A 25,887-nucleotide genomic window follows, 5' to 3' on the forward strand; every position below is an offset into this window, starting at 1 on the left:
CAAAACGCCCGTCCTCGCGCTCAAGGAATGGCAACAGAAGCGACCTGAGTTATTCGTTAAACGCGTTTATGATCAAACGGGACTCGACAGTTATTGACGATATCGATTTGATCCAGGTACTCAGGCTTCGTACAACAATTCCATGTCGAGTCGTAATGACGATTTATCTCAGGAAGCCATACTACTCGACGATAATGAACATTCCGACGGCTGACATCGTCGCAGAGGTAAATCGATGATCGGACGAGGGAATAGGCACGCTTATGACGACGAACGCGTCATGAAAACGTAAGTGGAGGCGGCGGAAAACACGAAAACAAAAAAGGCGTCACGATCTCGTAACGCCTTCTTTTGCTGCAACATATTCTGGTAGGCCGTGCGTGGCTCGAACACGCGACCAACGGATTAAAAGTCCGCTGCTCTACCAACTGAGCTAACGACCCGAAGAGGCAGCATTATAGCGGGCGATTGCGGTTTGCGCTAGGGTGGCCCAACATTTTCGACACAAGCCCCCGCTCACGCCAGCGCCGACGTGACCTTCAACACTTCATCCGCCGTCGTCACCCCTTCGACCACCTTCATGGCCCCAGCAATGCGCAGCGGCTTCATCCCATCCTTCACACTCTGCTCACGCAAGGTCCGCATCTCTCCCGATTCACGAATCAAACGCCCGAACCCTTCGCTCACGGTCAGCAACTCATAAATGCCGGTCCGTCCCCGATACCCGGTCTGCCGGCATTCCGGACACCCCACCGCCCGATACACGGTCGCAGGCTTTGCGATCTTCCACGCCCCGCCTATGCTATCCCACACCTCATCGCTCATTTCCCCGCCCGGCGCCTTGCACACAGGGCAGAGCGTACGCACCAGCCGCTGCGCCATCACGCCGATCAGGGTCGCCTCCAGCAGATAATCCGGCACGCCCAATTCCAGCAGGCGCACCACCGCCGACGGCGCATCGTTGGTATGCAGCGTCGAAAACACCAGGTGTCCCGTCAACGCCGCCTGGATCGCCATCTCGGCCGTTTCCAGGTCGCGGATCTCGCCCACCATGATGATGTCGGGGTCCTGCCGCATCAGCGAACGCACGCCGTCGGCAAATGACAGGTCGATCCCCGGCTGCACCTGCATCTGGTTGAATGCCGGTTCGACCATCTCGATCGGATCCTCGACCGTGCACACATTCACTTCGCTGGTCGCCAGCGCCTTGAGCGTCGTGTAAAGCGTCGTGGTCTTGCCCGATCCTGTCGGTCCGGTCACGAGAATGATGCCGTGCGGGCGCTTCGTCAGCCCATCCCAGCGCTGCGCATCGTCGGGCGGGAATCCCAGTTCCGGCAGGGTCTTGACGACGACGTCCGGATCGAAGATACGCATCACCAGCTTTTCGCCGAACGCGGTCGGCATCGTCGATAGCCGTAATTCGACTTCCTGCCCGCCCGCGGTGCGCGTCTTGATGCGGCCATCCTGCGGCCGGCGTTTTTCGATCACGTCCATCCGCCCCAGCAGCTTGATGCGCGCGGTCATCGCGATCATCACCGCCGCCGGCACCTGATAGACCTGGTGCAGCACGCCATCGATTCGAAAACGCACGGTCGCGAATTCGCGCTTGGGTTCGAGGTGGATATCCGAGGCGCGCTGCTCGAAGGCATAGCCCCACAGCCAGTCGACGATATTGACGATGTGCTGGTCGTTGGCGTCGAATTGCTTGTTCGATTTTCCCAGCTCGACCAGTTGCTCGAAGTTGTTGCGCATCGCGACGTCCTGCCCGCTGCTGCGGCTCGCGTCGCGAATCGATTTGGCCAGCGCGAAGAACTGCGAAATGTATTGGGCGATGTCGAGCGGACTGGCCAATACGAGCTCGATGCGGCGGCGCGAGACCTTGGCGATCTCGGCTTCCCATTCGGTCAGCGCCGGATCGGCCGTCGCCACCACCAAGGTGGTCGGCGTCATCTCCACCGGCAGGATATTGAAGCGCGCCGCATAGCTGGCCGACATCACGTCCGCCACCTTGGTGAAATCGATCTTGAGCGGATCGATGCGTATGAAAGGCAGGCCGACCTTGGCCGCGCACCATTCGGTCAGCACATCCAGCGTCAGCAACCGGTGCGGCGGCAGGTGTGACACCAGTTTGCACTGCGCCACCGCCGTCAGCGGATGCATGATGCCCGGCGCGTTCTTCATTATTCCCTGGGCCTGGGCGAAATCGGCTTTGACTTTATCCTTGGTGACGATCCCGTCGGCCAGCAGCCACGAGAAAATCGATTGCAGGTCGAGCTTGCGCAGGCTGGCGGGTTTTTGCGGGATGGCGTTCACGGTGGCCCTGGCTGAATAGTCAATCGGTGGCGAACAATCCCTTGACCCAGGATTTCGCAGGCAGCTTGGTCTGCGCCACGATCTGCGCGGCGCGCGCCGCGAGCGTGTCCTTGTCGAGCGTGGGGCGGGTCTTGAAGCACAGCGCCACCACATTCCCGTCGTGCACTTCGGGCAGGCAGATCACGTGGCCGAAGGCGAATTTCATCGCCTTCAGGTTCTTGGCGAAGCTCGGGTGGTCGCCGAACAGGTTGACGGTCATGATGCCATCCTGCGTCAGGCAGGCGGCGCAGGCCTGGTAGAACTCGGGCGTGTCGAGCACCGGGCCGCGCGCGGTGGCGTCGTACAGGTCGCACTGCAGCACATGATAGGCCTCGTGGTTGGCAGGATCCTCGACGAAGTCGAGCGCATCCATCTCCAGCACGCGCAGGCGCTCGTCCTCGGGTGGCAGCTTGAACATCGAGTTGCAGATCGCGATCACGGATTCGTTGAGTTCGACGGCGGTCACGCTCGCCTCGGGGAACTGGCGGTAGCAGAACTTGGTCAGGGTGGCCGTTCCCAGGCCAAGCTGGGCAATGGCCTGCGGCGTCTCGTTGAACAGCATCCACGCCATCATCTGTTGCGCATATTCGAGCTCGGGCCAGTCAGGCTTGCGGATGCGCATGGCGCCTTGCACCCATTCCGTGCCGAAGTGGAGATAACGGACACCGTCCTGTTCGGACAGCGTGACGGGTGCGAATTTCGGTTTGCGCGCCGGACGGCGCGAGGATTCGACTTGTTCGATGGATTTACGTTTGATGAGCATAAAGAAGCCTGGTGGAATCGCCCTATTATCGGGGGACGGGTTCCCCCGGCGCAAGCTCGGGGATAAGTTCTAAATGCAACAACGCGGCCTCTTGGGCCGCGTTGCTCGATTCCCAACGGCGTGGATCGACAGCGCGATCAGTATTGGCTGTATGCCTGGCCCTGGCCGTTGTAGCTGTCCAGAGGCTCGACCGAGACGCGCAGGCGCACGCGGTTGCCCGGATCACGGCTCATCAGCGACGTGTAGTTCTGGCCACGGTATTCATAGGTCACGTTGTAGCCGGCGGTGCGCGATTCGATCGCTTCCACGGTGCGGCATTGCTGCACCGCTTGTTCTTGCACACTGCTGCCTTGCGGACGGCCATTGTTCTGGACGCGGTCGCCCACCATGGCGCCGGCGATCGCGCCCGCTGCCGATGCGGCCACCTTACCGTTGCCGCCGCCGACCTGGCTGCCCAGCAGGGCGCCGGCGATACCGCCGATGATCGTGCCGCCTGCGCCGCGTTCCTGCTGCACTGGCACTTGCACGTATTCGGTACGGCATTCCTGGCGCGGGGTACGGACCTGCTCGAGACGCGGCTCGACACGCACCACACGGCCGAAGTCTTCGAAGTCGGCGGCCTGGGCCAGCGGCAGGGTAGCGATGCCGAGTGCCGAGATGATCAGTTTGGCTTGCAAGTTCATGGTAGTACCTCGTTGAGTGGTGCGACTTGGTTCGTCGATTCGTTACAGACTTGATGGTACGCCTATCGCAAAAAACCATCGAATCCGCGTGGCAACAAAATGTAACAGCGAATAAAGCGCGCAACAACTCGCGCCAGAATGAAACCGGCCCCCAATACGGTGTTTTCGTGTCACATATGTACCTACCGATTCTTACAAATAGGCATCTGAAACTCACATTTGGGTTGCTTCCAATACCACAAAACGTTACCCTTACACAAATCATGGACTTATTGGCGTATAGCAACGACAGCGAGGTAAGAAGTAGCAGCGCTACCCAGCGCCGCGAGGGGTGGCGCCATGGCGCGTTATTGACAGGTCGATTTGAGGAAAAAATGAGTTTGTTGATGAGAGTGGCGCCAAATCTTGTTCAAGCGATTCGCGCGTTTAACGTTGGCGATTTGCAACAGGAGGCCGGGCGCCTCGGTCATCACTTCTTGTATGCCCACTGCGCCAATACGCTCACCAAGCAGCAGGTCTGCGCCCGCATCGGCGAGAATTTTTATTTCCCCAAACCGTGCAGCAAGAATTTCGATGCGCTGCGCACCTGCCTGACCGAGACCATCCACGCAGCTGGCCCGCAGCCGGGCTTCATCGTGGTGCTCGAGCAGTTGCCGAGCGCTCAGAAATTCGACAAGGAAGCGCGCGAAAACCTGCTCGACGTGTTCCGTGATGCGGCCGAATTCTGGGCCGAGAAGAAGGTGCCGTTCCGCGTGTTCTACTCGTTTGCAACGGTCCCGCCGACCGCCTGAGGCCACGGGAAACCCTCCCTGAGGGCTGCGGTTGGCAGCCGGCGTTACGGTACAATGCCGGCTATGAAAAACATCGTGATCCTCATTTCCGGCCGCGGAAGCAATATGGAAGCGGTCGTGCGCGCGGCCCAGGCTGAAGGCTGGCCTGCCCGTATTGCAGCGGTGATCAGCAACAAACCCGACGCCGGCGGCCTGGCGTATGCGCAGTCGCGCGGCATCCCGACCGCCGTGGTGTCGAACAAGGATTTCGCCACCCGCGCCGAATTCGACGCCAGATTGCAGGAAGTCATCGACACCTTCCAGCCCGACCTGGTCGTGCTGGCCGGCTTCATGCGTATCCTGACCGCGCCCTTCGTGGAGCACTATGCGGGCCGGATGTTGAACATTCACCCGTCGCTGCTGCCCCTGTTCCCGGGGCTGCACACGCACCAGCAGGCGCTTGACGCCGGCATGACCGAACACGGCGCGACCGTGCACTTCGTCACCGCCGAACTCGATCATGGCCCGTCGGTGCTGCAGGCCAGGATTCCCGTCCTGCCGGGCGACACGCCGGACCTGCTGGCTGCCCGCCTGCTGGCCGAGGAACACAAGATCTACCCACGCGCCGTACGCCTGTTCATCGAAGACCGCCTGGTCATCGAAGACGGCGCGGTGCGCATCGTCGAGTCCATGGATCGCTCCCGGGCCGACGCCATCAGTATTTAATCAAGGATTTACATGAGATTGCCTCCAGCGATCGTCGCCAAGACCGAAGAAGTCTTGCGCGAGATTCTCCGTTTTACTTCGCCAGCCGACGTCACCCTGTCGCGCTTCTTCAAGGACAACCCGCGCTTCGGCGGCCGCGAGCGCGGCGTCATCGCCGAAGCCGTGTATGCCGTGCTGCGCAATAAATCGTTCTTCACCGACTTCGCCGGCCATGGCAACACGCCTTCGATGCGCAAGCTGGCCCTGCTGGGCCTGGCCGAGACTGTCGGCATCGACAGCATCGGCGGCCTGACCGAAGACGAGACCGAGTTCCTCACCCGCATCAAGGAAGTCGACCGCAACCTGCTGCCGGGCCCGATCCGCGCGAACCTGCCGCAATGGCTGTACGACAAGCTGGTGGCCCAGTTCGGTGAGCAGGAAGCCCTGGAACTGGCGGCCGTACTGAACACCTCGGCGCCGCTGGACCTGCGCGTCAATTCCATCAAGGCCGATCGCGACGACGTGATCGCCCAGCTGGCGCAAGCGCCGATCGTGGCCGAGCCGATGCCGTTCGCGCCGCTGGGCCTGCGCGTGATGAAAAAGCCGGCGCTGCAGAACCTGCCGCTGTTCAAGGAAGGCGCAATCGAAGTGCAGGACGAGGGCAGCCAGGTGCTGGCCCAGATCGTCGGCGCGCGCCGCGGCGAGATGGTGGTCGACTTCTGCGCCGGCGCCGGCGGCAAGACGCTGGCCCTGGGTGCGCTGATGCGCAATACCGGCCGCCTGTACGCCTTCGACGTGTCCGAGAAGCGCCTGACCAAGCTGAAGCCGCGCATGGCGCGCAGTGGCCTGTCGAACGTGCATCCGGTGGTGATCGCGCACGAGCGCGATGCGAAAGTTAAACGTCTGGCCGGCAAGATCGACCGCGTGCTGGTCGATGCACCATGCTCGGGCCTGGGTACCCTGCGCCGCAATCCGGACGTCAAGTGGCGCCAGCAGGCGGGCGCCGTGGCTGAGATGCAAGAGAAGCAAGCCTCGATCCTGGACGCCGCCGCGCGCCTGGTCAAGGGCGGTGGCCGCCTGGTGTATGCTACCTGCAGCCTGCTGAACGAAGAGAATGACTTCATCGTCGAAGGCTTCCTGGCCAATCACGCCGATTTCGAGCTGGTGCCGATGAGCCAGGTGCTGGCCGAACAAAAGATCCCGCTCGAGATGGGCGACTACCTGAAACTGCTGCCGCACCAGCATCAAACGGACGGCTTCTTCGCCGCCGTCCTGCAGCGCAAGGCGCTGGCCAAGCCGGTCAAGGCCGTTGTCGCCGATGAGGCGGACGCGGACGCAGCCGCAGCCGCAGCCGCGGACGGAGAGTAAGGAGTTCCGATGCCGCTGTCAGACCTGCTGAACGTCCTGCTGGACGATGCCCGCCGTCCCGCCATCGTCTGGCAGATCGTCGCCCTTGCCCTGTGCGTAGCGGTGAGCTGGGGCCTGGCGCGGCTGATTCACCGCTCGCTGCTGAAAGACCGGGCCCAGACGGGCGGCCTGATCAGTGTCGGCCTGGGCAGTTTCAGCCGCGTGCTGTGGCCGCTCCTGACCGTCGGTCTGCTGGCGCTGGCCAAGACCGTGCTGGAGCAATACCAGGGCGTGTCGCTGCTGCGCGTGGCGCTGCCGCTGTTCATCTCGCTTGCGGTGATCCGCACCTTCTTCTACCTGCTGCGGCGCGCCTTCGCGCGGCGCGGCCAGGTGGGCGCGGCCTTGCAGACCTTCGAGAAGGTGTTTGCCTTCGTGGTCTGGATCATCGTCGCCATGCACCTGACCGGCATCCTGCCGGACGTGATCAGGGTCCTCGAAAATACCGTCCTGCCGGTCGGCAAGAACAAGATTTCGATCGCCGACCTGTTGCAGGGCGCGATCTCGATCGTCGTGCTGATGATGCTGGCGCTGTGGGCCGGCGCCGCGCTCGAAGAACGCCTGATGGGCTTCGAGCGCATGCACAGCTCGCTCAGGGTGGCGATGGCGCGCGTGGGCCGCGCGGCCCTGATCCTGGTCGCGGTGCTGTTCAGCCTGTCGCTGGCCGGGCTCGACCTGACCGTGCTGTCGGTGTTCGGCGGCGCGTTGGGTGTCGGCCTGGGTCTGGGCATGCAGCGCATCGCCAGTAACTACGTGTCCGGTTTCATCATCCTATTCGAGCGCAGCCTGTCGATCGGCGATCCGATCACGCTGGATAAATATTCCGGCAAGGTGGCGCGCATCAACACGCGCTACACGGTGTTGCGCGGTTCCGACGGCACGCAGACGCTGCTGCCGAACGAGATGCTGATCACGGGCGTGGTGCTGAACCAGTCGGGCACCAACCGCAACGTGCGCGCGATCACCAAGCTGGTCGTGTCCTACGACAGCGACCTGTCCGTGGTCATGCCGCTGCTGGAAGCTCAGCCGATCGGCGTGGCGCGCGTGCTCGAGACGCCGGCGCCGAACGTGCTGCTCAATGCCTTCGTGGCCGACGGCTACGAACTCGAAGTCGGCTTCTGGCTTGGCGACCCGGAGAACGGGCAGGGCGGTCCGATCTCCGAAGTGAACCGCAAGATCTACGCACTTGTGCATTCCGGCGCGATCAAACTCGGACATCCGTCGATGGACACGCGCTTGCTCGACGCCCACATCACGAAGGTGGTGGGGCGGACTCCACAGGAAGAAGGCCGGGACGACATCGGGGCTGACGCAAATTTGGGCAAGTAAAACTGCCGTGCGGCAGTAGAACCACGTAAAATGCCCGGGTTATAGGTGTGCGGTCACAGTGGTTGCACATTGAATAAGCCCTTTGGAGACTGAATGAATTTCTTTAACGACGCCCTGCACGCCGTGCTGTCGTTCTTGTCCACCGGCCTGCTCGATTTCTCGGCCTGGCAAATCGTGATCTACACGCTGGTGGTCACGCATATCACGATCGCCGCCGTGACGATCTATCTGCATCGTCACCAGGCGCACCGTGCGCTCGACCTGCATCCGATCCCGAGCCACTTCTTCCGCTTCTGGCTGTGGCTGACCACCGGCCAGGTCACCAAGGAATGGGCGTCGATCCACCGCAAGCACCACGCCAAGTGCGATACCGAAGAAGATCCGCACAGCCCGCAGACGCGCGGCATCCGCAAGGTGCTGTTCGAAGGCGCCGAGCTGTACCGTGCCGAAAGCAAGGTCAAGGAAACCATGGACAAGTATGGCCATGGCACGCCGGACGACTGGATCGAGCGCCATGTGTACACCGGCCGCAGCATGCTGGGCGTCGCGTCGCTGCTGGTGATCAACGTTGCCCTGTTCGGCGTACTCGGCCTGACCGTGTGGGCGATCCAGATGATGTGGATCCCGATCACGGCGGCCGGCATCATCAATGGCCTGGGTCACTGGTGGGGTTATCGCAACTACGATTGCAACGATGCCGCGACCAATATCTTCCCGTGGGGCATCCTGATCGGTGGCGAAGAGCTGCACAACAACCACCACACCTATGCCACCTCGGCCAAGCTGTCGAGCAAGTGGTATGAGATCGACCTGGGCTGGGGCTATATCCGCATGCTGGAAATGGTCGGCCTGGCCAAGGTCAAGAAGGTGGCGCCGAAGCCGAAGCTGGCCAAGGACAAGGTGCAAGCCGACTTCGATACACTGCAGTCGGTGATCGCCAACCGCTACGACGTGATGGCCAAGTATGCCAAGTCGGTGCGCCACGCCTTCCACGAAGAATTCGAGCACCTCAAGCACAAGGCGCAACTGGAATCGCGCTTCCTGAAAAGTTCGCGCAAGCTGATGCAGCGCGAGCCGGCCAAGCTGGAATCGTCGCAGCAGCAGCAACTGGTCGAGCTGTTCCAGCACAGCAAGGCGCTGGAGACCATGCACACCATGCGCGTGGAGCTGGGCGCCATCTGGGAGCGTTCGCATTCGACCCGCGACCAGCTGCTGCACCAGCTGCAGGACTGGTGCAACCGCGCCGAAGCATCGAAGATCAAGGCACTGCAGGACTTTTCGATCCGCCTGCGCACCTACGCCTGATCCTGGCGATCGGTAGATGGTAAAGACAACGGCTTCTTCGGAAGCCGTTGTTGTTTGTGCCGTTTGTGCCTTAAGCGCCACGCCGCATCGGCGGCCAGCTCAGGTAAGTCAGCGCCCGCCACGCCCACTCGAGCGGCCCGTACTGGAATCGCGTCAGCCACCAGTGGCTGAACACGATCTGCAGCGCACACAGCAGCAGCGCGATACCGACCTGCTCCGTCCTGCCGATGCCCCACAGCCCCAGCCCGTGGGCGTAAAACAGCAGCGAAAACACGAGCGACTGCATCAGGTAATTGCTCAGCGCCATACGCCCGAACGGCGCCAGGATGCGCACCCGGGCCAGCATGCCCTTGCTGTACAGCGCCAGCAGCACCGCCGCGACGTAGCCGAGCGAGGCGGGCAAGCTGCCCAGGGTCATCAAGGCGTTCGCCAGGTCATAGCCCCCGTCGTCGGCGCCGGGCGGACGGCCGGTGCTGATCAGGCTGCTGAGCAGGCCAAGCCCAACCCCGAAGCCGATCCCGCCCACGGCCAGGCGCCTGAACAGGGGCAAATGGCGGACGGCGTTGGCGATCACGCCGGAGCGCACGAACCAGACCCCGACCAGGAACACGCTCACGCCCACCACGACGAAGCCGGTTTCGTCGCGCATGCGCGCCTCCAGGTGGCCCACGCGCATCGCGACCGCGTCCGCATAGCTGCCGTTGGTAAGCACCTGCTTCTCTTCGATGCTGCGCGCCGTGCGCTCGCGGTATTGCAAGAGGGTGGCGGACGCGGCGTCGGTCTCTTCGCCGGTGGCGCTGACGCTGGACGCTGGCGCCAGCTGGGGCGCGAAGTGGCGGATGCCGCCGTCGAGCGCGGTCAGGCCATAAGTGAGCATGAAGATCGCGATGCCGGCCCGCAGCGGCCGTGCTCGTTCGGGCTGCTCGAAGCCCCAGGTTAGCAAGCCGAGCAGCACCAGGACGGCGCCGATCGCCAGCAGCGCCCCCATATCGCCCTCGCCACGGACCAAGTTGAGCACGGCCGCTAGCAGCATCAGGCTGCCCGGGACGATCGCCACCAGCGGGAACAGCGCGCGTCGTTCGCTGCGCAGGTACACGCCCACCAGGCCGGCGAACACGAGCGGCGTGACCAGCCAGCCGGCGAAGCGAAAGGCCGGCAGCTGGGCCAGCAGGAAGCAGGCGGCCATGGCGGCGATCATCCAGCGTCCGCTGGCGAACAGCATCAGCATCAAGGCCAGCGCGCCGATCGCATAGCTGATCAGGATGTCGCCGCTCCATAGCAGCACGTAGTGCAGCAGGCCGAGCAGGCCGAGGACGGCGATCCGGCGGCCATAGGCGGGCAGGAAAGGGCGCTCGGCCGTGCGCGCGCGTTCCAGCATCAGGGCGAAACCCATGCCGAACAGCAGCGAGAAAATGGTCCAGAACTTGCCGCTAACAAAATACGCGGCGACGAAGGCCACCAGCCAGTCCAGGCCGTGCAGCCCGGCCGGAATGCCGTTGCCGGTTTCGGCCACGGGGCGGTTGAAGAATTCGACGTTGGCGATGCAGATGCCGATCAGTGCAAAGCCGCGCAGAACATCGAGGGCATCGAGACGGTTTTGGCTAGGGGTGGGAACGAAGGTGGAAGAGGAAGGCAGACAGGTCATCCCCCGATGGTAGCGCGGATTGAGGGGACAACAAAAAAGCCGCCGGGCTTGCGCGCCGGCGGCTTCGTCAAGAAGACAAGATCGATTACTTGATCTTGGTTTCCTTGTAGATCACGTGCTTACGTGCTTTCGGGTCGAATTTGGTGATTTCCATCTTCGCCGGCATCGTGCGCTTGTTCTTGGTGGTGGTGTAGAAGTGACCGGTACCTGCGGTCGATTCCAGCTTGATTTTGTCGCGGCCAGTTTTTGCCATGATAGCTCCCTAATTAAACTTTTTCGCCGCGGGCGCGCATGTCGGCCAGCACGACGTCGATGCCGAGCTTGTCGATCACGCGCAGGCCGGCGTTCGACAGACGCAGCGAAACCCAACGGTTTTCGGATTCGACGTAGATACGACGGTTCTGCAGGTTAGGCAGGAAACGACGCTTCGTTTTGTTGTTAGCGTGGGAGACGTTGTTACCAACCATCACACCCTTGCCGGTTACTTGGCAAACACGTGCCATAGTGCACTCCTTAAATATGTTCCAGACTTGGAAAAATGAGAGTATAGCGTGAAAAGCAAAGCGGAATCAATCACTTACGAAAAACAAAGGTGTCTTTATTTGATGGAAAAATTTAACAATTCCTGATGAGTGTCGTAACTCGCTGTTTACGCTGTGTAATTTCAAGCAAACATGACAGCGTGCGTAAGGACGCGGGCGAGGCTTTGCTGAGGTTTATCCGTCACAACTGCCCACTCTCGGCAAAGGAATGCACCTGGTTGCCCGCCACCACGAAGTGATCGAGCACCCGGATGTCGACCAGAGACAGCGCCTGCACCAGGGCACTTGTCAGCCGCAGGTCTGCTTCGCTTGGTTCGGCCACGCCGGATGGGTGGTTGTGCGCCAGGATCACGCCGGCCGCATTGCGCCGCAGCGCCGCCTTGACCACCTCGCGTGGATAGACGCTCGTATGCGTGAGCGTGCCTCTGAACATTTCTTCGCAATTGATCAGTCGATTCTTCACGTCCAGGAACAGCACCATGAACGATTCATGGGTCTGCAGTGCGAACTGGCTGCGCAGGTAGTGGCGCACCGCCTCGGGCGAGCACAGCGCCTCGCGCCGGAACTGTTCGGCCACCGCGCGCCGCGCCAGCTCGAGCGCGGCCTGCAGTTGCGCGTACTTGGCCGGTCCCAGGCCGTGCAGCCGGCCGAACTCGCCCGACTCGGCATGCAGCAGCCGGTGCAGCGAGCCGAAGTGCGCCAGCGTATCGCCGGCCAGGGTCACCGCGCTTTTTCCCGCCACGCCCACGCGCAGGAAAATCGCCAGCAATTCGGTGTCAGACAGCGCATGCGGTCCATCGCGCAGCAGGCGCTCGCGTGGACGGTCTTGTTCAGGCCAATCGCAAATTCCCATATTTGATTCCTCGCTAAAAAAAGAGGCAGCCAAGGCGCAAGCGGCGCGCGTGGCTTACAATAGCGCTTTGCCTGATCAGGTATGCCCGTCATCACAAAGAACATGTCCAACGCTGCTCCCGTCGTCAACGAATCCTCTTACCTGACCCTGCATTACCGCCTGGCAGTCGCCGGCGGTTCGGATGTGGTCACGACTTTCAATGGCACACCCGCCACCTTGCTGCTGGGCCAGGGCCAGCTGGCGCCCTTCCTCGAGGCGCGCCTGATCGGCATGCCGGAAGGCACGCACCAGACCTTCGAGCTCAGCGCTGCGGAGGCATTCGGCGAGCGCAATCCCGAGCTGATCCAGTCGGTGTCGAAAGCCACGCTGGAAGAAAATTCAGTGCCGGGCACGGAGTACAACGTGGGCGAGGTGGTCGAGTTCAACGCGCCGAAGGGCGGCCGTTTCGCCGGAGTCCTGCTGGAATCGCGCGCCGATTCGGCCCTGTTCGATTTCAACCACCCGATGGCCGGCCGCGCCCTGCAATTCGAAGTGAAACTGATTTCGGTTCTGTAAGGACGACAGGAATAATGATGGAAAACGAAATTCTGCTGGCCCAGCCGCGCGGCTTCTGCGCCGGCGTGGACCGTGCGATCGAGATCGTCGAGCGCGCCCTGAAACAATTCGGCGCGCCGATCTACGTGCGCCACGAAATCGTGCACAACGCCTATGTAGTCGAAGACCTGCGCACCAAGGGCGCGATCTTCATCGAGGAACTCGAAGACGTCCCGCCAGGTAACACGCTGGTGTTCTCGGCCCACGGCGTCTCGAAGGCCGTGCGCGCCGACGCCGAGGCGCGCGGACTCACCATTTTTGATGCCACCTGCCCGCTGGTAACCAAGGTCCACGTCGAAGTGGCGAAGATGAGGAAGCAGGGCGCCGAGATCATCATGATCGGCCACGACGGCCACCCCGAGGTCGAAGGCACCATGGGCCAGGCCGAAGAAGGCATGCACCTGGTCGAGACGGTCGACGACGTGCAGACGCTGCAAGTGCGCAATCCGGAACTGCTGGCCTATGTGTCGCAGACCACCCTGTCGGTCGACGACACCCTGGACATCATCGCGGCGCTCAAGGCGCGCTTCCCGAACATCATCGAGCCGAAGAAGGGCGATATCTGCTACGCCACCACCAACCGCCAGGAAGCCGTGAAGTTCATGGCGCCGCAGGTCGAGGTCGTGGTGGTCGTGGGCAGCCCGAACAGCTCGAACTCGAACCGCCTGCGCGAAGTGGCCGAAAAAATGGGCACGCCGGCCTATATGGTCGACAACGCCGGCAAGATCGACCCCAGCTGGATCGCGGGCAAGAAGCGGATCGGCGTGACCGCCGGCGCCTCGGCGCCCGAGGTGCTGGTGCAGGCCGTGATCGACCGCCTGAAAGAACTGGGCGCGGCCAGCGTGCGCGCGCTCGAAGGCGTTGAGGAACACGTGACCTTCCCGCTGCCAAAAGGCCTGGACGGCGCAAGGACCGAGCCGGCACCGCCATCCGCCTGAACTTTATTTTTCGTTTTCTCAGAAAACAAAATTTGCTACAGTAACGATTTACCATGATTAGTTTTCCAAAAGCCAAGTTATGATGGCGAGCTCGGAAAATTAGTCATGGTGAACCAGACCATGAACGGCACTTCGGGAGTCATCCCGCGGTGCCGTTTTTGCTGGAATCAATACAGGCGGCTCAATACAGGCGGAACGATGGAAACATTTATTCAACAGCTACTGAACGGCCTGGTGCTGGGCAGTATGTATGCGCTGGTCGCGCTCGGCTACACGATGGTGTACGGCGTGCTCAACCTGATCAACTTCGCCCACGGCGACGTGCTGATGATCGGCGCCATGCTCGGCCTGACGATCCTGCAACTGCTCGAGGCGTATATTCCCGGCCTGCCGGGCTATGTCCAGCTGGCGGTCGCCATCCTCGGCGCGATTCCCCTCACCATGCTGGTCAGCATCCTCATCGAACGCGTCGCCTACCGCCGCCTGCGCAACGCGCCGCGGCTGGCGCCGCTGATCACGGCGATCGGCGTCTCGATCCTGCTGCAGACCTTCGCCATGATGATCTGGGGCCGCAGCCCGATCCCGTTCCCGCAACTGCTGTCGTCCGAACCGATCATGATCGGCGGCGCCATGATCTCGCAGACGCAAGTGCTGCTGCTGGTGCTGGCGGCCGTCGCCATGGGCGCCCTGGTGCTGCTGGTCGAGCGCACCAAGATGGGCCGCGCGATGCGCGCCGTGGCCGAAAACCCGCGCGTGGCCGGCCTGATGGGCGTGGACGCGAATCGCGTGATCGTCGCCACCTTCGCCATCGGTGCCGCGCTGGCGGCCGTCGCCGGCGTGATGTGGGGCGCCAACTATGCGTCGATCACCTTCACCATGGGCGTGCTGCCGGGCCTGAAGGCCTTCTGCGCCGCGGTGCTGGGCGGGATCGGCAACATCTATGGCGCCATGCTCGGCGGCCTGCTGCTAGGGATCATCGAAGCGCTCGGCGCCGGCTATATCGGCGACCTGACCGGCGGCTTCCTCGGCAGCCACTACCAGGACATCTTCGCCTTCGTGGTGCTGATCCTGGTCCTGACCCTGCGGCCGTCCGGCATCATGGGCGAACGCGTGGCCGACCGCGCCTGACCACGAGGAGCACACCATGGCACTCCTTACCTTCGATACCCAGCACAAGCCGCGCCAGGCTTATATCAGCATGGCGGCGGTGCTGATCCTGATGCTGATCTTCCCCTTCGTCGCTTCGCAGTTCGGCAACTCGTGGGTGCGCATCATCGACATCGCGCTGCTGTACATCATGCTGGCGCTGGGCCTGAACATCGTGGTCGGCTTCGCGGGCCTCCTCGACCTGGGCTATATCGCCTTCTTCGCGGTCGGCGCCTACCTGGTCGGCCTGTTCTCGTCGCCGCAGTTCGCGGCGCTGCTCGAATCGCTCATCTATTATTCGCCGGCCATCGGCGAAGCGCTGGTGGCCTTCTTCGGTCCCGAGATCGCCACCAACGGCATCCACCTGTCGCTGTGGGCCATCGTGCCGCTGGCGGCGCTGTTCGCCGCGCTGTGCGGCGCGCTGCTGGGCGCCCCGACCCTCAAGCTGCGCGGCGACTACCTCGCCATCGTGACGCTGGGCTTCGGCGAGATCATCCGCATCTTCATGAACAACTTGAACGACCCGATCAACTTCACCAACGGGCCGCAGGGGATCAATATGATCGACCCGATCCGCGTGTTCGGGGTGTCGCTGGCGGGCGAGCCGGGCTCCGGCGCCAACGTCATGATCGGCGACTATGCGATGCCCTCGGTGAACGCCTATTACTTCCTGTTCCTGGCGATGGTGATCGCGACGATCTTCATCACCAGCCGCCTGCAGCATTCGCGCCTGGGCCGGGCCTGGGTGGCGATCCGCGAAGACGAGATCGCGGCCAAGGCGATGGGCATCAATACCCGCAACGTCAAGCTGCTGGCGTTCGCGATGGGGGCGTCCTTCGGCGGCGTGGCCGGCGCGATGTTCGGCGCGTTCCAGGGGTTTGTATCGCCCGAATCGTTCTCGCTGACCGAATCGATCGCGGTGCTGGCGATGGTGGTCCTGGGCGGCATCGGCCATATCCCGGGCGTGGTGCTGGGCGGCGTGCTGCTGGCGGCCTTGCCCGAGGTGCTGCGCCACGTGGTCGATCCGTTGCAGCAGGCCGTGTTCGGCAAGGTGATCATCGAGGCCGAGGTGCTGCGCCAGCTGCTGTACGGCCTGGCCCTGGTGCTGATCATGCTGATCCGCCCGGCCGGCCTGTGGCCGTCGCCGAACAAGGAAGAGCGTCCCAACGCCGCTTTGGCGCGCGAAGAAGAAGAAGGTTTGAGCGCGTGATGAGTGAACAGACCATGAGCGAACAAATCCTCCTCGATATCCAGGGCGTCAATAAACGCTTCGGCGGCCTGCAGGCGCTGACCGACGTCGGCATCCGGATCATGCAGGGCCAGATCTATGGCCTGATCGGCCCCAATGGCGCCGGCAAGACCACCTTCTTCAACGTGATCACGGGCCTGTACCAACCGGACAGCGGCAGCTTCGAGCTGGCCGGCAAGCCGTACTCGCCGTCGGCGCCGCATGACGTGGCCAAGGCCGGCATCGCGCGCACCTTCCAGAACATCCGCCTGTTCGGCGAGATGAGCGCGCTCGAGAACGTGATGGTCGGCCGCCACGTGCGCACGAAGCAGGGCGTGCTGGGCGCGATCCTGCGCCACAAGGCGGCGCGCGAAGAGGAAGCCGCGATCCGCCTGCGCGCCCAGGAGCTGCTCGATTTCGTCGGCATCGGAAAGTATGCCAACCGCACCGCGAAGTTCCTGTCGTACGGCGACCAGCGCCGCCTGGAAATCGCGCGCGCGCTCGCCACCGATCCGCAGCTCTTGGCGCTGGACGAACCGGCGGCCGGCATGAACGCCACCGAAAAGCTGGCGCTGCGCGAGCTGCTGGTAAAAATCAAGGCCGAGGGCCGGACCGTGCTGCTGATCGAGCACGACGTCAAGCTCATGATGGGCCTGTGCGACCGCATCACGGTCCTCGAATACGGCAAGCAGATCGCCGAAGGCCTGCCAGGCGAGATCCAGAAAAACCAGGCCGTGATCGACGCCTACCTGGGAGGTGCCCACTGATGGCTGACATCGTTCTGAAAATCGCCGGCCTGAAGGTCGCCTATGGCGGCATCAAGGCGGTCAAGGGCGTCGACCTCGAGGTGGCGAAAGGCGAGCTGGTGACGCTGATCGGCGCCAACGGCGCCGGCAAGACCACGACCCTGAAGGCCATCACCGGCACCCTCCCGCCGTGCAAGGTCGAGGGGGCGATCGAGTATCTCGGCCAGCCGCTGCGCGGCACGCAGTCGTTCCGGATGGTGCGCCAGAAGCTGGCCATGGTGCCGGAAGGGCGGGGCGTGTTCACCCGCATGTCGATCCACGAAAACCTGTTGATGGGCGCTTACACGCGCGACGACAAGGCCGCGATCGATGCCGACATCGAGAAGTGGTACACCGTCTTCCCGCGCCTGAAAGAGCGCTCCAGCCAGCTGGCCGGCACCCTGTCGGGCGGCGAACAGCAGATGCTGGCGATGGCGCGCGCGCTAATGTGCCATCCGACCCTGCTGCTGCTGGACGAGCCGTCAATGGGCCTGGCCCCGATCATGGTCGAGAAGATCTTCGAGGTGATCCGCGACGTGTCGCAGCAAGGCATCACGATCCTGCTGGTGGAGCAGAACGCGAAACTGGCGCTGCAGGCCGCGCACCGCGGCTACGTGATGGATTCGGGCGCGATCACCATGACCGGCAATGCGCGCGATATGTTGAACGATCCGCGGGTACAGGCGGCGTATCTGGGCGAGTAGGTTCGCCGGGCAGAAATAAAAAGGCCGCCAGACGCGACTGCGTCTGGCGGCCTTTTTATTTGACCAGCCGCAGCTTAGGCCGCAGCGGCAGCCGTGGCAGCGCTGGCAGCATTGCCAGCTTTAGCAGCAGTCGCAGAAAATTGCGACACGGCGGCGTTCATATTGCTTTCCAGCGCTTCGACCGCCTGCTTGGAGGTCTTGCTGAATTGCTCGTAGCCGGCGTTGGCGTTGCTGATCGCGGTCTTGACGGCGGCGACGAAGCTTTCCGAGCCGGCCGGGGCGTTCTTGCTCACTTCGTCGACCAGCGAGATGACCTTGCGGTTGGCTTCGACGATCTGGCTTTCGGCGGCTTTCGAGAATTCGGCGCCGGTGCCGGTGGCGATCGAGGCCAGCTGGCGGCTGTACGACAGGGCTTTCTCGGCGTTCGGCTGGGCTTGCGAGGCGGTCAGCGAGAAGAATTCTTGTGGGTCCTTGGCGCTCAGCAGCTGGCGAGCAGCGGCCGACGAATCTTCCAGGGTCGAGCGTGCGGTGCTGATGTTCAGCTCAACCAGCTTCTCCACGCCTTCGAAGGTCTTCGAAGTCAGTGCCGAAAACAGGGCGAATTGGGATTCCAGGCTAGCCTTGGTGGCGTTCGAAAATTGTTCAGGGATTGCAAACATGTGGCTCTCCAAATATGTCGTTTCAAGAATGGACTATTGCTCTGTGAGACAGGTTCTTCATAAAAAGCGACGAAACTCTTTTTGTGCACCGCAACAGGGCAGATTTTCTGTCAGTTCGCTTCATGCGTCAAGCGTTTTTGATGCGATGCACCATCCAAGATACATAATTTTCTTGAATGCATTTAATGCAAGAAAAGTCAATTGATCTGGCGCAAATCGAATGCATCTTTCAGCCGCCCAAAACCCCATGGTAGAGCGCATGCTAGACTCGGTGCTTGCGATTTGCGCTTGTATATTCAATAAGTGCCGTGCACTATCACGGCGCATTGCCAGGACCATGTCGACCCACGCACCTTCCATCTCCGGCAGCTCCTGGCTGTCGCCCGTGCCCCTGTTCTTTGTCTTCCTCTGGAGCACGGGTTTCATCGTCGCGAAGCTCGGCCTGCCGTACGCGCCGCCGCTGACCTTCCTCATCGTGCGTTGCCTGGGTGTGCTGGCGGTGCTGCTGCCCCTGATCCTGCTCTGCCGCGCGCCCTGGCCGCGCGGCCAGGTCCTGCACCTCGCGGTCTCGGGCCTGCTGCTGCAGGCGGGCTACCTGGGCGGCGTGTGGGCCGCCATCAAGCTCGGCATGCCGGCGGGGCTGACCGCCCTGATCGTCGGCATGCAGCCTATCCTCACCGCCGCCGCCGCGCCGCTGATCGGCGAGCGGGTGCGGCCGATCCAGTGGCTGGGCCTGCTGCTCGGCCTGTCCGGCGTGGCCCTGGTGGTCTATGCCAAGCTGGGCCTGGCCGGCCTGTCGCCCGCCGCCCTCGGCCTGTGCGTGTTCGCGCTGCTGAGCATTACGGCCGGCACCATGTACCAGCGCCGCTTCTGCCCCCGCTTCGACCTGCGCAGCGGCACCGCGATCCAGTTCGGGGCCACGGTGCTGGTGCTGGCGCCGATCGCGGTGTGGCTGGAAGACCTCGATCCGGCGTTTTCGACGGTGACCTGGAGCGCCGACTTCATCATCGCCTGGCTGTGGTCGGTGTTCGCGCTGTCGATCGGCGCCATCTTCCTGCTGTTCAAACTCATCGGGCGCAGCCAGGCGACCGAGGTGACGAGCCTGATGTACCTGACCCCGCCGACCACGGCCATCATGGCCTGGCTGCTGTTCGGCGAAGCCTTCAACGCGCTCGGCCTGGCGGGAATGGCGGTGGCCGTCACCGGCGTCGCCTTCGTCGTGCGCAAACCAAAGGAGACCACATGACCATCGAGAATCCCGGCCAGGCAGCGGTCGACGCCGCCATCACCTCGCGCCGTTCGATCCGCGCCTTCCTCGACAAGCCGGTCGCGCGCGAAGACATCGCCCGCATCCTGGACGTGGCGGCGCGCGCGCCGTCCGGCACCAACACCCAGCCGTGGAAAGTCCACGTGCTGACCGGGGAAGCGCGCGCGCGCCTGTCGGGCGCGATCCTGGCGGCGTACGCCGACCCCGGGCAGGCCGCCCAGCACCACGAGGAATATCCCTACTATCCGCGCGAATGGGTGTCGCCGTATATCGACCGGCGCCGCAAGGTCGGCTGGGATTTATATAGCCTGCTGGGCCTGACGCGCGATAACAAAGCCGGCATGGCGGCCCAGCATGGGCGCAACTTCGCCTTCTTCGATGCGCCGGTCGGGATGATCTTTACTATCGACCGCATCATGGAGCAGGGCTCCTGGCTCGATTACGGGATGTTCTTGCAGAACATCATGGTGGCGGCGCGAGCGAGGGGACTGGATACCTGCCCGCAAGCCGCTTTTACGCAGTATCATCGGATCATCGCGGCCGAACTGGGGCTGCCGGCGAGCGAGATGGTGGTGTGCGGCATGGCGCTGGGCTGGGCCGATCCGGCGCGGATCGAGAACAGCCTGGCAACCGAGCGCGAACCCAGCCACGTGTTCGCCCGCTTCATGGACTAAAGTAACAAGTAATAATATCTCGTTGATATTAAACGAAAGTTTCGCAAGGAAGAGTCTGTTGGTTTTTGCGGATTATTGCCGCACAGAATATTCTTTTCTCTTGCGATCGAGCGTCGTTCCGCTACACTTCCATCTGTATCTCATCAGTTTGGTCCAGGGGCGTCTCGATGTTTAAACTTGCTTTGGCTGCAGTTGTCGCCACGTTGTTCGCTATTGCACCCATGCAGGCATCCGGTGCGGGGGCGGGCGCAGGTGCGGGCGCAACCGAACAAGCGAAGAAAGCCAAGCCTGCCAAGGTTGCCAAGAAAAAGCCCAAGCGCAAAGCCAAGGCCAAGACCACCAAGAAGCGCAAGGAAGTCGCGGTCGCCGGCGACAATGGCCAGCGCATGGTGCGCCGGGTCCGGACCGTCAACGGCAAGCGCGTCGTCACCTATCATCCGGCACGCACCGCGGCAGCAGGCGCCGTCGCAGTTGCGGCGGCCGCGACGGCGGGCGACAAGGCTGGCTTGCACAAGACCGACGATCCGCTGTCCCTGCGTTCCAGCGTCGCCTATGTGGTCGACCAGAACAGCGCCGAAGTGCTGTTCGAGAAGAACGCCAACGTCGCGCTGCCGATCGCCTCGATCACCAAGCTGATGACCGGCATGGTCGTCATGGAGGCAAAGCAAGACCTCGACGAAGTGCTGCGCGTCACCGACGCCGACGTCGACCGCCTGAAATACAGCAGCTCACGGCTGTCGGTCGGCTCGCGCATGACGCGGCGCGAACTGCTGCACATCACCCTCATGAGTTCCGAGAACCGCGCCGCCTCGGCGCTGGGCCGCAACTACCCGGGCGGCATCGAGGCCTTTGTCACCGCGATGAACGCCAAGGCGCGCGCACTCGGCATGATGGATACCCATTACGTCGATTCGAGCGGCCTGTCGAGCCGCAACGTTTCGAGCGCGCGCGACCTCGTCAAGCTGGTGATGGCGGCCCACGAAGACCCGCTGCTGCGCGAATTCTCCACCACGCCGAAATCGACCGTGCAGGCCAGCGGCCGCACCATGCATTACGCGAACACCAACTACCTGGTGTCGCTGCCTGACTGGAATATCGGCCTGCAAAAGACCGGCTTCATCAACGAAGCGGGGCGCTGCCTGGTGATGCAGGCCATGATCCATGGCCGCAATGTGGTGATGGTGTTCCTGGATTCAAAAGGCAAGATGTCGCGCACGGCCGACGCCGGCCGCATCCGCCGCTGGATCGAGTCGCTGCCGGACCGCATGGATGTCGATGCGGTGCGCGCGCCGACCATCACGGCCAGCGCGCCGGCGTTGCCGCATTAATGCCGTCGTTCCCGCGGAGGCGGGAACCCAAGCTTGCCGGCATCGACCCTACGTTATTTATTTCGTCGATGCGAAAGACTTAGGTTCCCGCCTTCGCGGGAACGACGTGTTAGTGCCGCGGGTGAGTTATACGTTCGGCACCGCCCGATAGCCCAGCGTCGACGAAATCCGCGACGCCGTCTGCACCAGGTCTTCGAGCCAGTCTTCCTGCAAGCGGTCGGCCGGCGCCGAGATCGACAATCCCGCCACCAGCTTGCCGCTGTCGTCATGGATGCCGGCCGCCATGCAGCGCACGCCCAGTTCCAGTTCTTCGTTGTCGCGCGCATAGCCGCGCGCCCGCACCAGGCTCAGTTCGCGTTCCAGCCGCGCCAGTTCGGTGATCGAATTGCGCGTGTGGCCGGACAGCCCCGTGCGGGTGGCATAGGCGCGGATCGCCTTGACGTCGTCCACCGACAGAAACAGCTTGCCGGTGGATGTCAGGTGCAGCGGGCCGCGTCCGCCGATGGCGCGCACCACCTGCATCCCCGAACGCTCCGAGAAGGCGCGGTCGATGTAGACGATCTCGTCGCCCTGGCGCACCGACAGGTTGACCGTCTGCTGGGTCTTGCGGTGCAGGGCGCGCATGGCGTCGAGCGCCGCTTCGCGCACCGACAGCCGGCTCTTGACCACATTGCCCAGTTCCAGCAGGCGCATGCCCAGGCGGTAGGTTCCCGGCTCGACCCGGTCGACGAAGCGCGTGACGACCATGTCGTTGAGGATCCGGTGCGCGGTCGAAGGATGCAGGCCTGACACCCGCGACAATTCCTTGAGGCTCACAGGGTCGGTATAGCTCGCCAACGCATCGAGCAGCGCCATCATGCGTTCGATGACCTGGATCGACGTCTTGGCTGGAGTAGGGGTTTCCATTTTCATGATGTGGTTGGTGCAGTGCAGTATCGTTCACTTTATACCATGATGTGAAAAGACCATGCAAACCGGCGGGTTGCGTCGCAGGCCAACTTGCCACATGCTTGTGCGCGGACGGGGCATAATGTCGTTCCTGCATGTTTGAATGCCAAGAACGATGGAAAACCCGATCAGCGAATTCAAGACCTTGCGCGGCCTGGAGCGCATTGGCGCCGCCTGCCGCAATACCTGGGACGGCCTGCGCTGGGCCTGGCGCAGCGAAGCGGCGTTCCGGCAAGAGGTGGTGTTGATCGTCATCGCCACCGTGGTGGCGCTGCTGTTGCCGGTGTCCGGCTTCCAGAAGCTGGCCCTGGTCGGCGTGCTGGTCGTGGTGCTGGTGGTCGAGCTGATCAATTCGGCGATCGAGGCGGTGGTCGACCGCATCTCGCTGGAACGGCATCCGCTGTCCAAGGCGGCCAAGGACCTGGGCAGCGCCGCGGTGGCCTTGACCCTGCTGCTGGCTGCCGCCACCTGGGCCGTCGTGCTGTACAACCGCTTTGTTTGAAGCCATCCGCGTGGATGGCGCGTTTATTGAGAGCCGTCCCTGCCCACACCTGCGGGCGGCGCTATGTATGACTCAACCATGGAGAAGACTATGACCTTACGCCTCGGCGACACCGCTCCCGATTTCGAACAGGATTCCAGCATCGGCAAGATCCGCTTCCACGAGTGGGCGGGCGATTCCTGGGTGGTGCTGTTCTCGCACCCGGCCGACTTCACGCCGGTGTGCACGACCGAACTGGGCCTGACCGCCAAGCTCAAGCCGGAGTTCGACAAGCGCAACGTCAAGGCGATCGCGCTGTCGGTCGACCCGGCCGACAAGCACATCGACTGGATCAAGGATATCGAAGAGACGCAGAAAACCGTGGTCGGCTTCCCGATCGTGGCCGATGCCGACCGTTCGGTGTCGACCCTGTACGACATGATCCATCCTGAGCAGTCGGCCACCGCCACCGTGCGCTCGCTGTTCGTGATCGATCCGAACAAGAAGATCCGCCTGACCATTACCTACCCGATGAGCACCGGTCGCAACTTCGACGAAGTGCTGCGCGTGATCGACGCTCTGCAGCTGACCGACGGCTACACCGTCGCCACGCCGGGCAACTGGAAGGATGGCGACAACGTCATCATCCCGCTGACCGTCACCGATCCCGACGTCATCAAGCAGAAGTACCCGAAAGGCTTCGAAGCGCCGCGTCCTTATCTGCGCCTGACGCCACAGCCGAACAAGTAATCCGCACCTCACGCCTCGCACCGATGCGGCGAGCCCGGCAATGCCAGGCTCGCCGTTTTTATTTGGTGTTTCACAACGACGGCCAAAAAATAACGCGCTCCGTACGAATTTTTCCGCATAAGAACATGCGTTTTTGCCTCGCTGCCACATAGCAATTCGCATCTAAACAAATAATTATTCTTTCGTTTGCTTTATGAGCATAGCGTGAGAATATGCGATTCCGATAGAAGAATTTGTAATAAGGACTCGCATGACTTCGCTTGCATTGCCGGGAAACGCGGCAGCAACCAAGCCCAGGCGGCCGGGACGGGTCATTCCCGGTTTTGGCATCTCGCTGGGCTTTACGCTGTTCTACCTGGCGCTGATCGTCCTCATCCCGCTGTCCGCGGTGTTCCTGAATACCTTCAGCATGAGCTGGGCGGATTTCTGGGCGACCGTCACGTCCGAGCGCGTGATGGCGTCCTACCGCCTCAGTTTCGGCGCGTCCCTGATCGCGGCTGCCCTCAACGTCGTCTTCGGCGGCATCGTGGCCTGGGTGCTGGTGCGCTACCAGTTCCCCGGCAAGCGCCTGGTCGACGCCCTGGTCGACCTGCCGTTCGCGCTGCCGACCGCGGTGGCCGGCATCACGCTCACCGCGCTGTACGCCCACAACGGCTGGATCGGCCAGTACCTGGCCACGCTGGGCATCAAGGTGGCGTTCACGCCGCTGGGCGTGGTGGTGGCGCTGACCCTCATCGGCCTGCCGTTCGTCGTGCGCACGGTGCAGCCGGTGCTCGAAGAAGCCGAGAAGGAACTGGAAGAAGCCGCCGCCAGCCTGGGCGCCGCGCCGCTGCAGACCTTCATCCGCGTGGTGCTGCCGACCATCACCCCGGCGCTGCTGACCGGCTTCGCGCTGGCCTTCGCGCGCGCCACCGGCGAATACGGTTCCGTCATCTTCATCGCCGGCAACCTGCCGATGGTGTCCGAGATCACGCCGTTGCTCATCATTTCCAAGCTGGAGCAATACGATTACGCCGGCGCGACCGCGATCGCGGTGGTGATGCTGGTGTTCTCCTTCATCCTGCTGCTGGCGATTAATCTTCTCCAGGCGTGGACGCGCAAACGGGCGGGCAAGTCATGAGCGCGGTCCTCGACAACGTGGCGCCGGCCAAGCGCCCGGCGACCAATAAACGCCTCGACACCAGCGTGCTCGAGCCGGGCTGGGTGCGCATCAGCCTGATCGCCGTCGCGCTCATCTTCCTGACCCTGTTCCTGTTCATCCCGCTCGCCGCGGTGTTCACCGAGGCGCTCAAGAAGGGATGGGAGGTGTATGTCGAATCGGTGATCGATGCCGATGCACTGTCGGCCATCAAGCTGACCCTGATCGCAGCCGCGATCTCGGTGCCGCTGAACCTGGTGTTCGGCGTGGCGGCGGCATGGGCCATCGCCAAGTTCGAATTCAGGGGCAAGAGCATCCTCTTGACCCTGATCGACCTGCCGTTCTCGATCTCGCCGGTGATCGCGGGCCTGATGTATGTGCTGGTGTTCGGCGCCTCGGGCTGGTTCGGCCCATGGCTGGCGGAACACGACATCAAGATCCTGTTCGCGGTGCCGGGCATCGTGCTGGCCACCGTGTTCATCACCTTCCCCTTCGTGGCGCGCGAGCTGATTCCGCTGATGCAGCAGCAGGGCACCGAGGAAGAAGAAGCCGCGCTGGTGCTGGGCGCCTCGGGCTGGTCGACCTTCTGGCGCGTGACGATGCCGAACATCAAATGGGGCCTGCTGTATGGCGTGATCCTGTGTAATGCCCGTGCGATGGGCGAGTTCGGCGCGGTGTCGGTGGTCTCGGGTCACATCCGCGGCGAGACCAACACGATGCCGCTGCACGTCGAGATCCTCTACAACGAATACAACTTCACGGCCGCCTTCGCCGTCGCATCGCTGCTGGCACTGCTGGCACTGGTGACGCTGGCCATCAAGTCCTTTATCGAATGGCGTCTGCACGAGTCCCGCAAGGCCTCGACCGCAGCCGCCCCTCACTGAAACGCCGGAGTC

The 25,887-nt window shown here is 62.9% G+C and carries 27 protein-coding genes and 1 tRNA gene; 18 read left to right on the top strand and 10 right to left on the bottom strand.

Annotation, left to right across the window (positions count from 1 at the left end; genetic code table 11):
* Positions 1-367: 367 nt before the first annotated feature.
* From FVD38_RS19465 to FVD38_RS19480, 4 genes are all read right to left on the bottom strand, one after another.
* Positions 368-443 (bottom strand) — tRNA-Lys (locus FVD38_RS19465).
* 73 nt (positions 444-516) lie between these two features.
* Entirely contained in the window at positions 517-2,313 is a 1,797-nt protein-coding gene (gene tfpB, locus FVD38_RS19470; RefSeq protein ID WP_147936352.1) for a type IV pilus assembly ATPase TfpB, read from the bottom strand.
* Between the two features lie 19 nt (positions 2,314-2,332).
* Entirely contained in the window at positions 2,333-3,115 is a 783-nt protein-coding gene (locus tag FVD38_RS19475; protein WP_147936353.1) for a spermine/spermidine synthase domain-containing protein, read from the bottom strand.
* A 137-nt stretch (positions 3,116-3,252) separates the two neighbouring features.
* Complete coding sequence (locus FVD38_RS19480) at positions 3,253-3,798, bottom strand: glycine zipper 2TM domain-containing protein (protein WP_123069141.1); 546 nt, start codon at positions 3,796-3,798, stop codon at positions 3,253-3,255.
* A 263-nt stretch (positions 3,799-4,061) separates the two neighbouring features.
* Between FVD38_RS19480 and FVD38_RS26965 the strand changes: the two genes are divergently transcribed.
* The 5 genes from FVD38_RS26965 to FVD38_RS19505 all read left to right on the top strand — a co-directional run bounded on the left by FVD38_RS26965 (position 4,062) and on the right by FVD38_RS19505 (position 9,311).
* A complete protein-coding gene (locus tag FVD38_RS26965; RefSeq protein WP_370660651.1) occupies positions 4,062-4,589 on the top strand; it encodes a barstar family protein in 528 nt (175 codons plus the stop codon).
* A 63-nt stretch (positions 4,590-4,652) separates the two neighbouring features.
* Complete coding sequence (purN, locus tag FVD38_RS19490; protein ID WP_147936354.1) at positions 4,653-5,294, top strand: phosphoribosylglycinamide formyltransferase; 642 nt, start codon at positions 4,653-4,655, stop codon at positions 5,292-5,294.
* A 12-nt stretch (positions 5,295-5,306) separates the two neighbouring features.
* Entirely contained in the window at positions 5,307-6,641 is a 1,335-nt protein-coding gene (locus FVD38_RS19495; RefSeq protein ID WP_147936355.1) for an RsmB/NOP family class I SAM-dependent RNA methyltransferase, read from the top strand.
* A gap of 9 nt (positions 6,642-6,650) precedes the next feature.
* Positions 6,651-8,006, top strand: coding sequence for a mechanosensitive ion channel family protein (locus tag FVD38_RS19500; RefSeq protein WP_147936356.1), 1,356 nt, complete (start codon positions 6,651-6,653; stop codon positions 8,004-8,006).
* 93 nt (positions 8,007-8,099) lie between these two features.
* Positions 8,100-9,311: a DesA family fatty acid desaturase gene (locus FVD38_RS19505; protein WP_147936357.1), complete on the top strand. Its 1,212-nt coding sequence runs from the start codon at positions 8,100-8,102 to the stop codon at positions 9,309-9,311.
* Between the two features lie 70 nt (positions 9,312-9,381).
* On the opposite strand, the gene FVD38_RS19510 is transcribed toward FVD38_RS19505, so the two are convergent.
* The 4 genes from FVD38_RS19510 to radC all read right to left on the bottom strand — a co-directional run bounded on the left by FVD38_RS19510 (position 9,382) and on the right by radC (position 12,351).
* Positions 9,382-10,956 carry a DUF418 domain-containing protein gene (locus FVD38_RS19510; RefSeq protein WP_147936358.1) on the bottom strand — a complete coding sequence of 525 codons (1,575 nt, stop codon included), beginning with the start codon at positions 10,954-10,956 and terminating at the stop codon, positions 9,382-9,384.
* Between the two features lie 85 nt (positions 10,957-11,041).
* On the bottom strand, positions 11,042-11,209 hold the full coding sequence (gene rpmG / locus FVD38_RS19515) for a 50S ribosomal protein L33 (RefSeq protein ID WP_005665735.1): 168 nt from the start codon (positions 11,207-11,209) through the stop codon (positions 11,042-11,044).
* Positions 11,210-11,222: 13 nt separating this feature from the next.
* Positions 11,223-11,459 (bottom strand): 50S ribosomal protein L28, encoded by a 237-nt coding sequence (gene rpmB / locus FVD38_RS19520; RefSeq protein WP_123069134.1) that lies wholly within the window; start codon positions 11,457-11,459, stop codon positions 11,223-11,225.
* Between the two features lie 220 nt (positions 11,460-11,679).
* Positions 11,680-12,351, bottom strand: coding sequence for a RadC family protein (gene radC / locus FVD38_RS19525; protein ID WP_147936359.1), 672 nt, complete (start codon positions 12,349-12,351; stop codon positions 11,680-11,682).
* Between the two features lie 102 nt (positions 12,352-12,453).
* On the opposite strand from radC, the gene FVD38_RS19530 reads away from it, so the two are divergent.
* From FVD38_RS19530 to FVD38_RS19555, 6 genes are all read left to right on the top strand, one after another.
* On the top strand, positions 12,454-12,906 hold the full coding sequence (locus FVD38_RS19530; protein WP_147936360.1) for an FKBP-type peptidyl-prolyl cis-trans isomerase: 453 nt from the start codon (positions 12,454-12,456) through the stop codon (positions 12,904-12,906).
* A 17-nt stretch (positions 12,907-12,923) separates the two neighbouring features.
* Positions 12,924-13,883, top strand: coding sequence for a 4-hydroxy-3-methylbut-2-enyl diphosphate reductase (gene ispH, locus FVD38_RS19535; RefSeq protein WP_187271651.1), 960 nt, complete (start codon positions 12,924-12,926; stop codon positions 13,881-13,883).
* A gap of 198 nt (positions 13,884-14,081) precedes the next feature.
* The gene (locus FVD38_RS19540; protein ID WP_147936362.1) at positions 14,082-15,011 is read left to right on the top strand and encodes a branched-chain amino acid ABC transporter permease; all 930 of its coding nucleotides are present in this window, start codon (positions 14,082-14,084) and stop codon (positions 15,009-15,011) included.
* Between the two features lie 16 nt (positions 15,012-15,027).
* A complete protein-coding gene (locus FVD38_RS19545) occupies positions 15,028-16,239 on the top strand; it encodes an ABC transporter permease subunit (protein ID WP_147936363.1) in 1,212 nt (403 codons plus the stop codon).
* A 14-nt stretch (positions 16,240-16,253) separates the two neighbouring features.
* Positions 16,254-17,024, top strand: coding sequence for an ABC transporter ATP-binding protein (locus FVD38_RS19550; RefSeq protein WP_147936364.1), 771 nt, complete (start codon positions 16,254-16,256; stop codon positions 17,022-17,024).
* Positions 17,024-17,746: an ABC transporter ATP-binding protein gene (locus FVD38_RS19555; protein WP_147936365.1), complete on the top strand. Its 723-nt coding sequence runs from the start codon at positions 17,024-17,026 to the stop codon at positions 17,744-17,746. The genes FVD38_RS19550 and FVD38_RS19555 overlap by 1 nt, the downstream gene beginning before the upstream one ends.
* A gap of 74 nt (positions 17,747-17,820) precedes the next feature.
* Here FVD38_RS19555 and FVD38_RS19560 read toward each other — a convergent pair whose 3' ends face one another.
* Positions 17,821-18,405 carry a phasin family protein gene (locus FVD38_RS19560; RefSeq protein ID WP_109346610.1) on the bottom strand — a complete coding sequence of 195 codons (585 nt, stop codon included), beginning with the start codon at positions 18,403-18,405 and terminating at the stop codon, positions 17,821-17,823.
* Positions 18,406-18,742: 337 nt separating this feature from the next.
* Between FVD38_RS19560 and FVD38_RS19565 the strand changes: the two genes are divergently transcribed.
* From FVD38_RS19565 to pbpG, 3 genes are all read left to right on the top strand, one after another.
* The gene (locus tag FVD38_RS19565) at positions 18,743-19,651 is read left to right on the top strand and encodes a DMT family transporter (RefSeq protein ID WP_147936366.1); all 909 of its coding nucleotides are present in this window, start codon (positions 18,743-18,745) and stop codon (positions 19,649-19,651) included.
* Complete coding sequence (locus FVD38_RS19570) at positions 19,648-20,346, top strand: nitroreductase (RefSeq protein WP_147936367.1); 699 nt, start codon at positions 19,648-19,650, stop codon at positions 20,344-20,346. Before FVD38_RS19565 ends, FVD38_RS19570 begins: the two co-directional genes overlap by 4 nt.
* Before the next feature lie 221 nt (positions 20,347-20,567).
* Entirely contained in the window at positions 20,568-21,674 is a 1,107-nt protein-coding gene (gene pbpG, locus FVD38_RS19575) for a D-alanyl-D-alanine endopeptidase (RefSeq protein WP_147936368.1), read from the top strand.
* Between the two features lie 126 nt (positions 21,675-21,800).
* On the opposite strand, the gene FVD38_RS19580 is transcribed toward pbpG, so the two are convergent.
* A complete protein-coding gene (locus tag FVD38_RS19580) occupies positions 21,801-22,586 on the bottom strand; it encodes an IclR family transcriptional regulator (RefSeq protein ID WP_123069122.1) in 786 nt (261 codons plus the stop codon).
* A 139-nt stretch (positions 22,587-22,725) separates the two neighbouring features.
* Here FVD38_RS19580 and FVD38_RS19585 point away from each other — a divergent pair, with 139 nt between their 5' ends.
* The 4 genes from FVD38_RS19585 (at position 22,726) to cysW (ending at position 25,875) form a co-directional block, all read left to right on the top strand.
* Entirely contained in the window at positions 22,726-23,124 is a 399-nt protein-coding gene (locus FVD38_RS19585; RefSeq protein WP_370660650.1) for a diacylglycerol kinase, read from the top strand.
* Between the two features lie 90 nt (positions 23,125-23,214).
* The gene (locus FVD38_RS19590; RefSeq protein ID WP_147936369.1) at positions 23,215-23,853 is read left to right on the top strand and encodes a peroxiredoxin; all 639 of its coding nucleotides are present in this window, start codon (positions 23,215-23,217) and stop codon (positions 23,851-23,853) included.
* Between the two features lie 250 nt (positions 23,854-24,103).
* On the top strand, positions 24,104-24,973 hold the full coding sequence (gene cysT, locus FVD38_RS19595) for a sulfate ABC transporter permease subunit CysT (protein WP_147936370.1): 870 nt from the start codon (positions 24,104-24,106) through the stop codon (positions 24,971-24,973).
* Positions 24,970-25,875: a sulfate ABC transporter permease subunit CysW gene (cysW, locus tag FVD38_RS19600; RefSeq protein ID WP_147936371.1), complete on the top strand. Its 906-nt coding sequence runs from the start codon at positions 24,970-24,972 to the stop codon at positions 25,873-25,875. The genes cysT and cysW overlap by 4 nt, the downstream gene beginning before the upstream one ends.
* Positions 25,876-25,887: the final 12 nt, after the last annotated feature.

Origin of the sequence: Massilia arenae (assembly GCF_008014745.1) — a bacterium.
In the GTDB taxonomy this organism is placed as follows: domain Bacteria; phylum Pseudomonadota; class Gammaproteobacteria; order Burkholderiales; family Burkholderiaceae_D; genus Telluria; species Telluria arenae.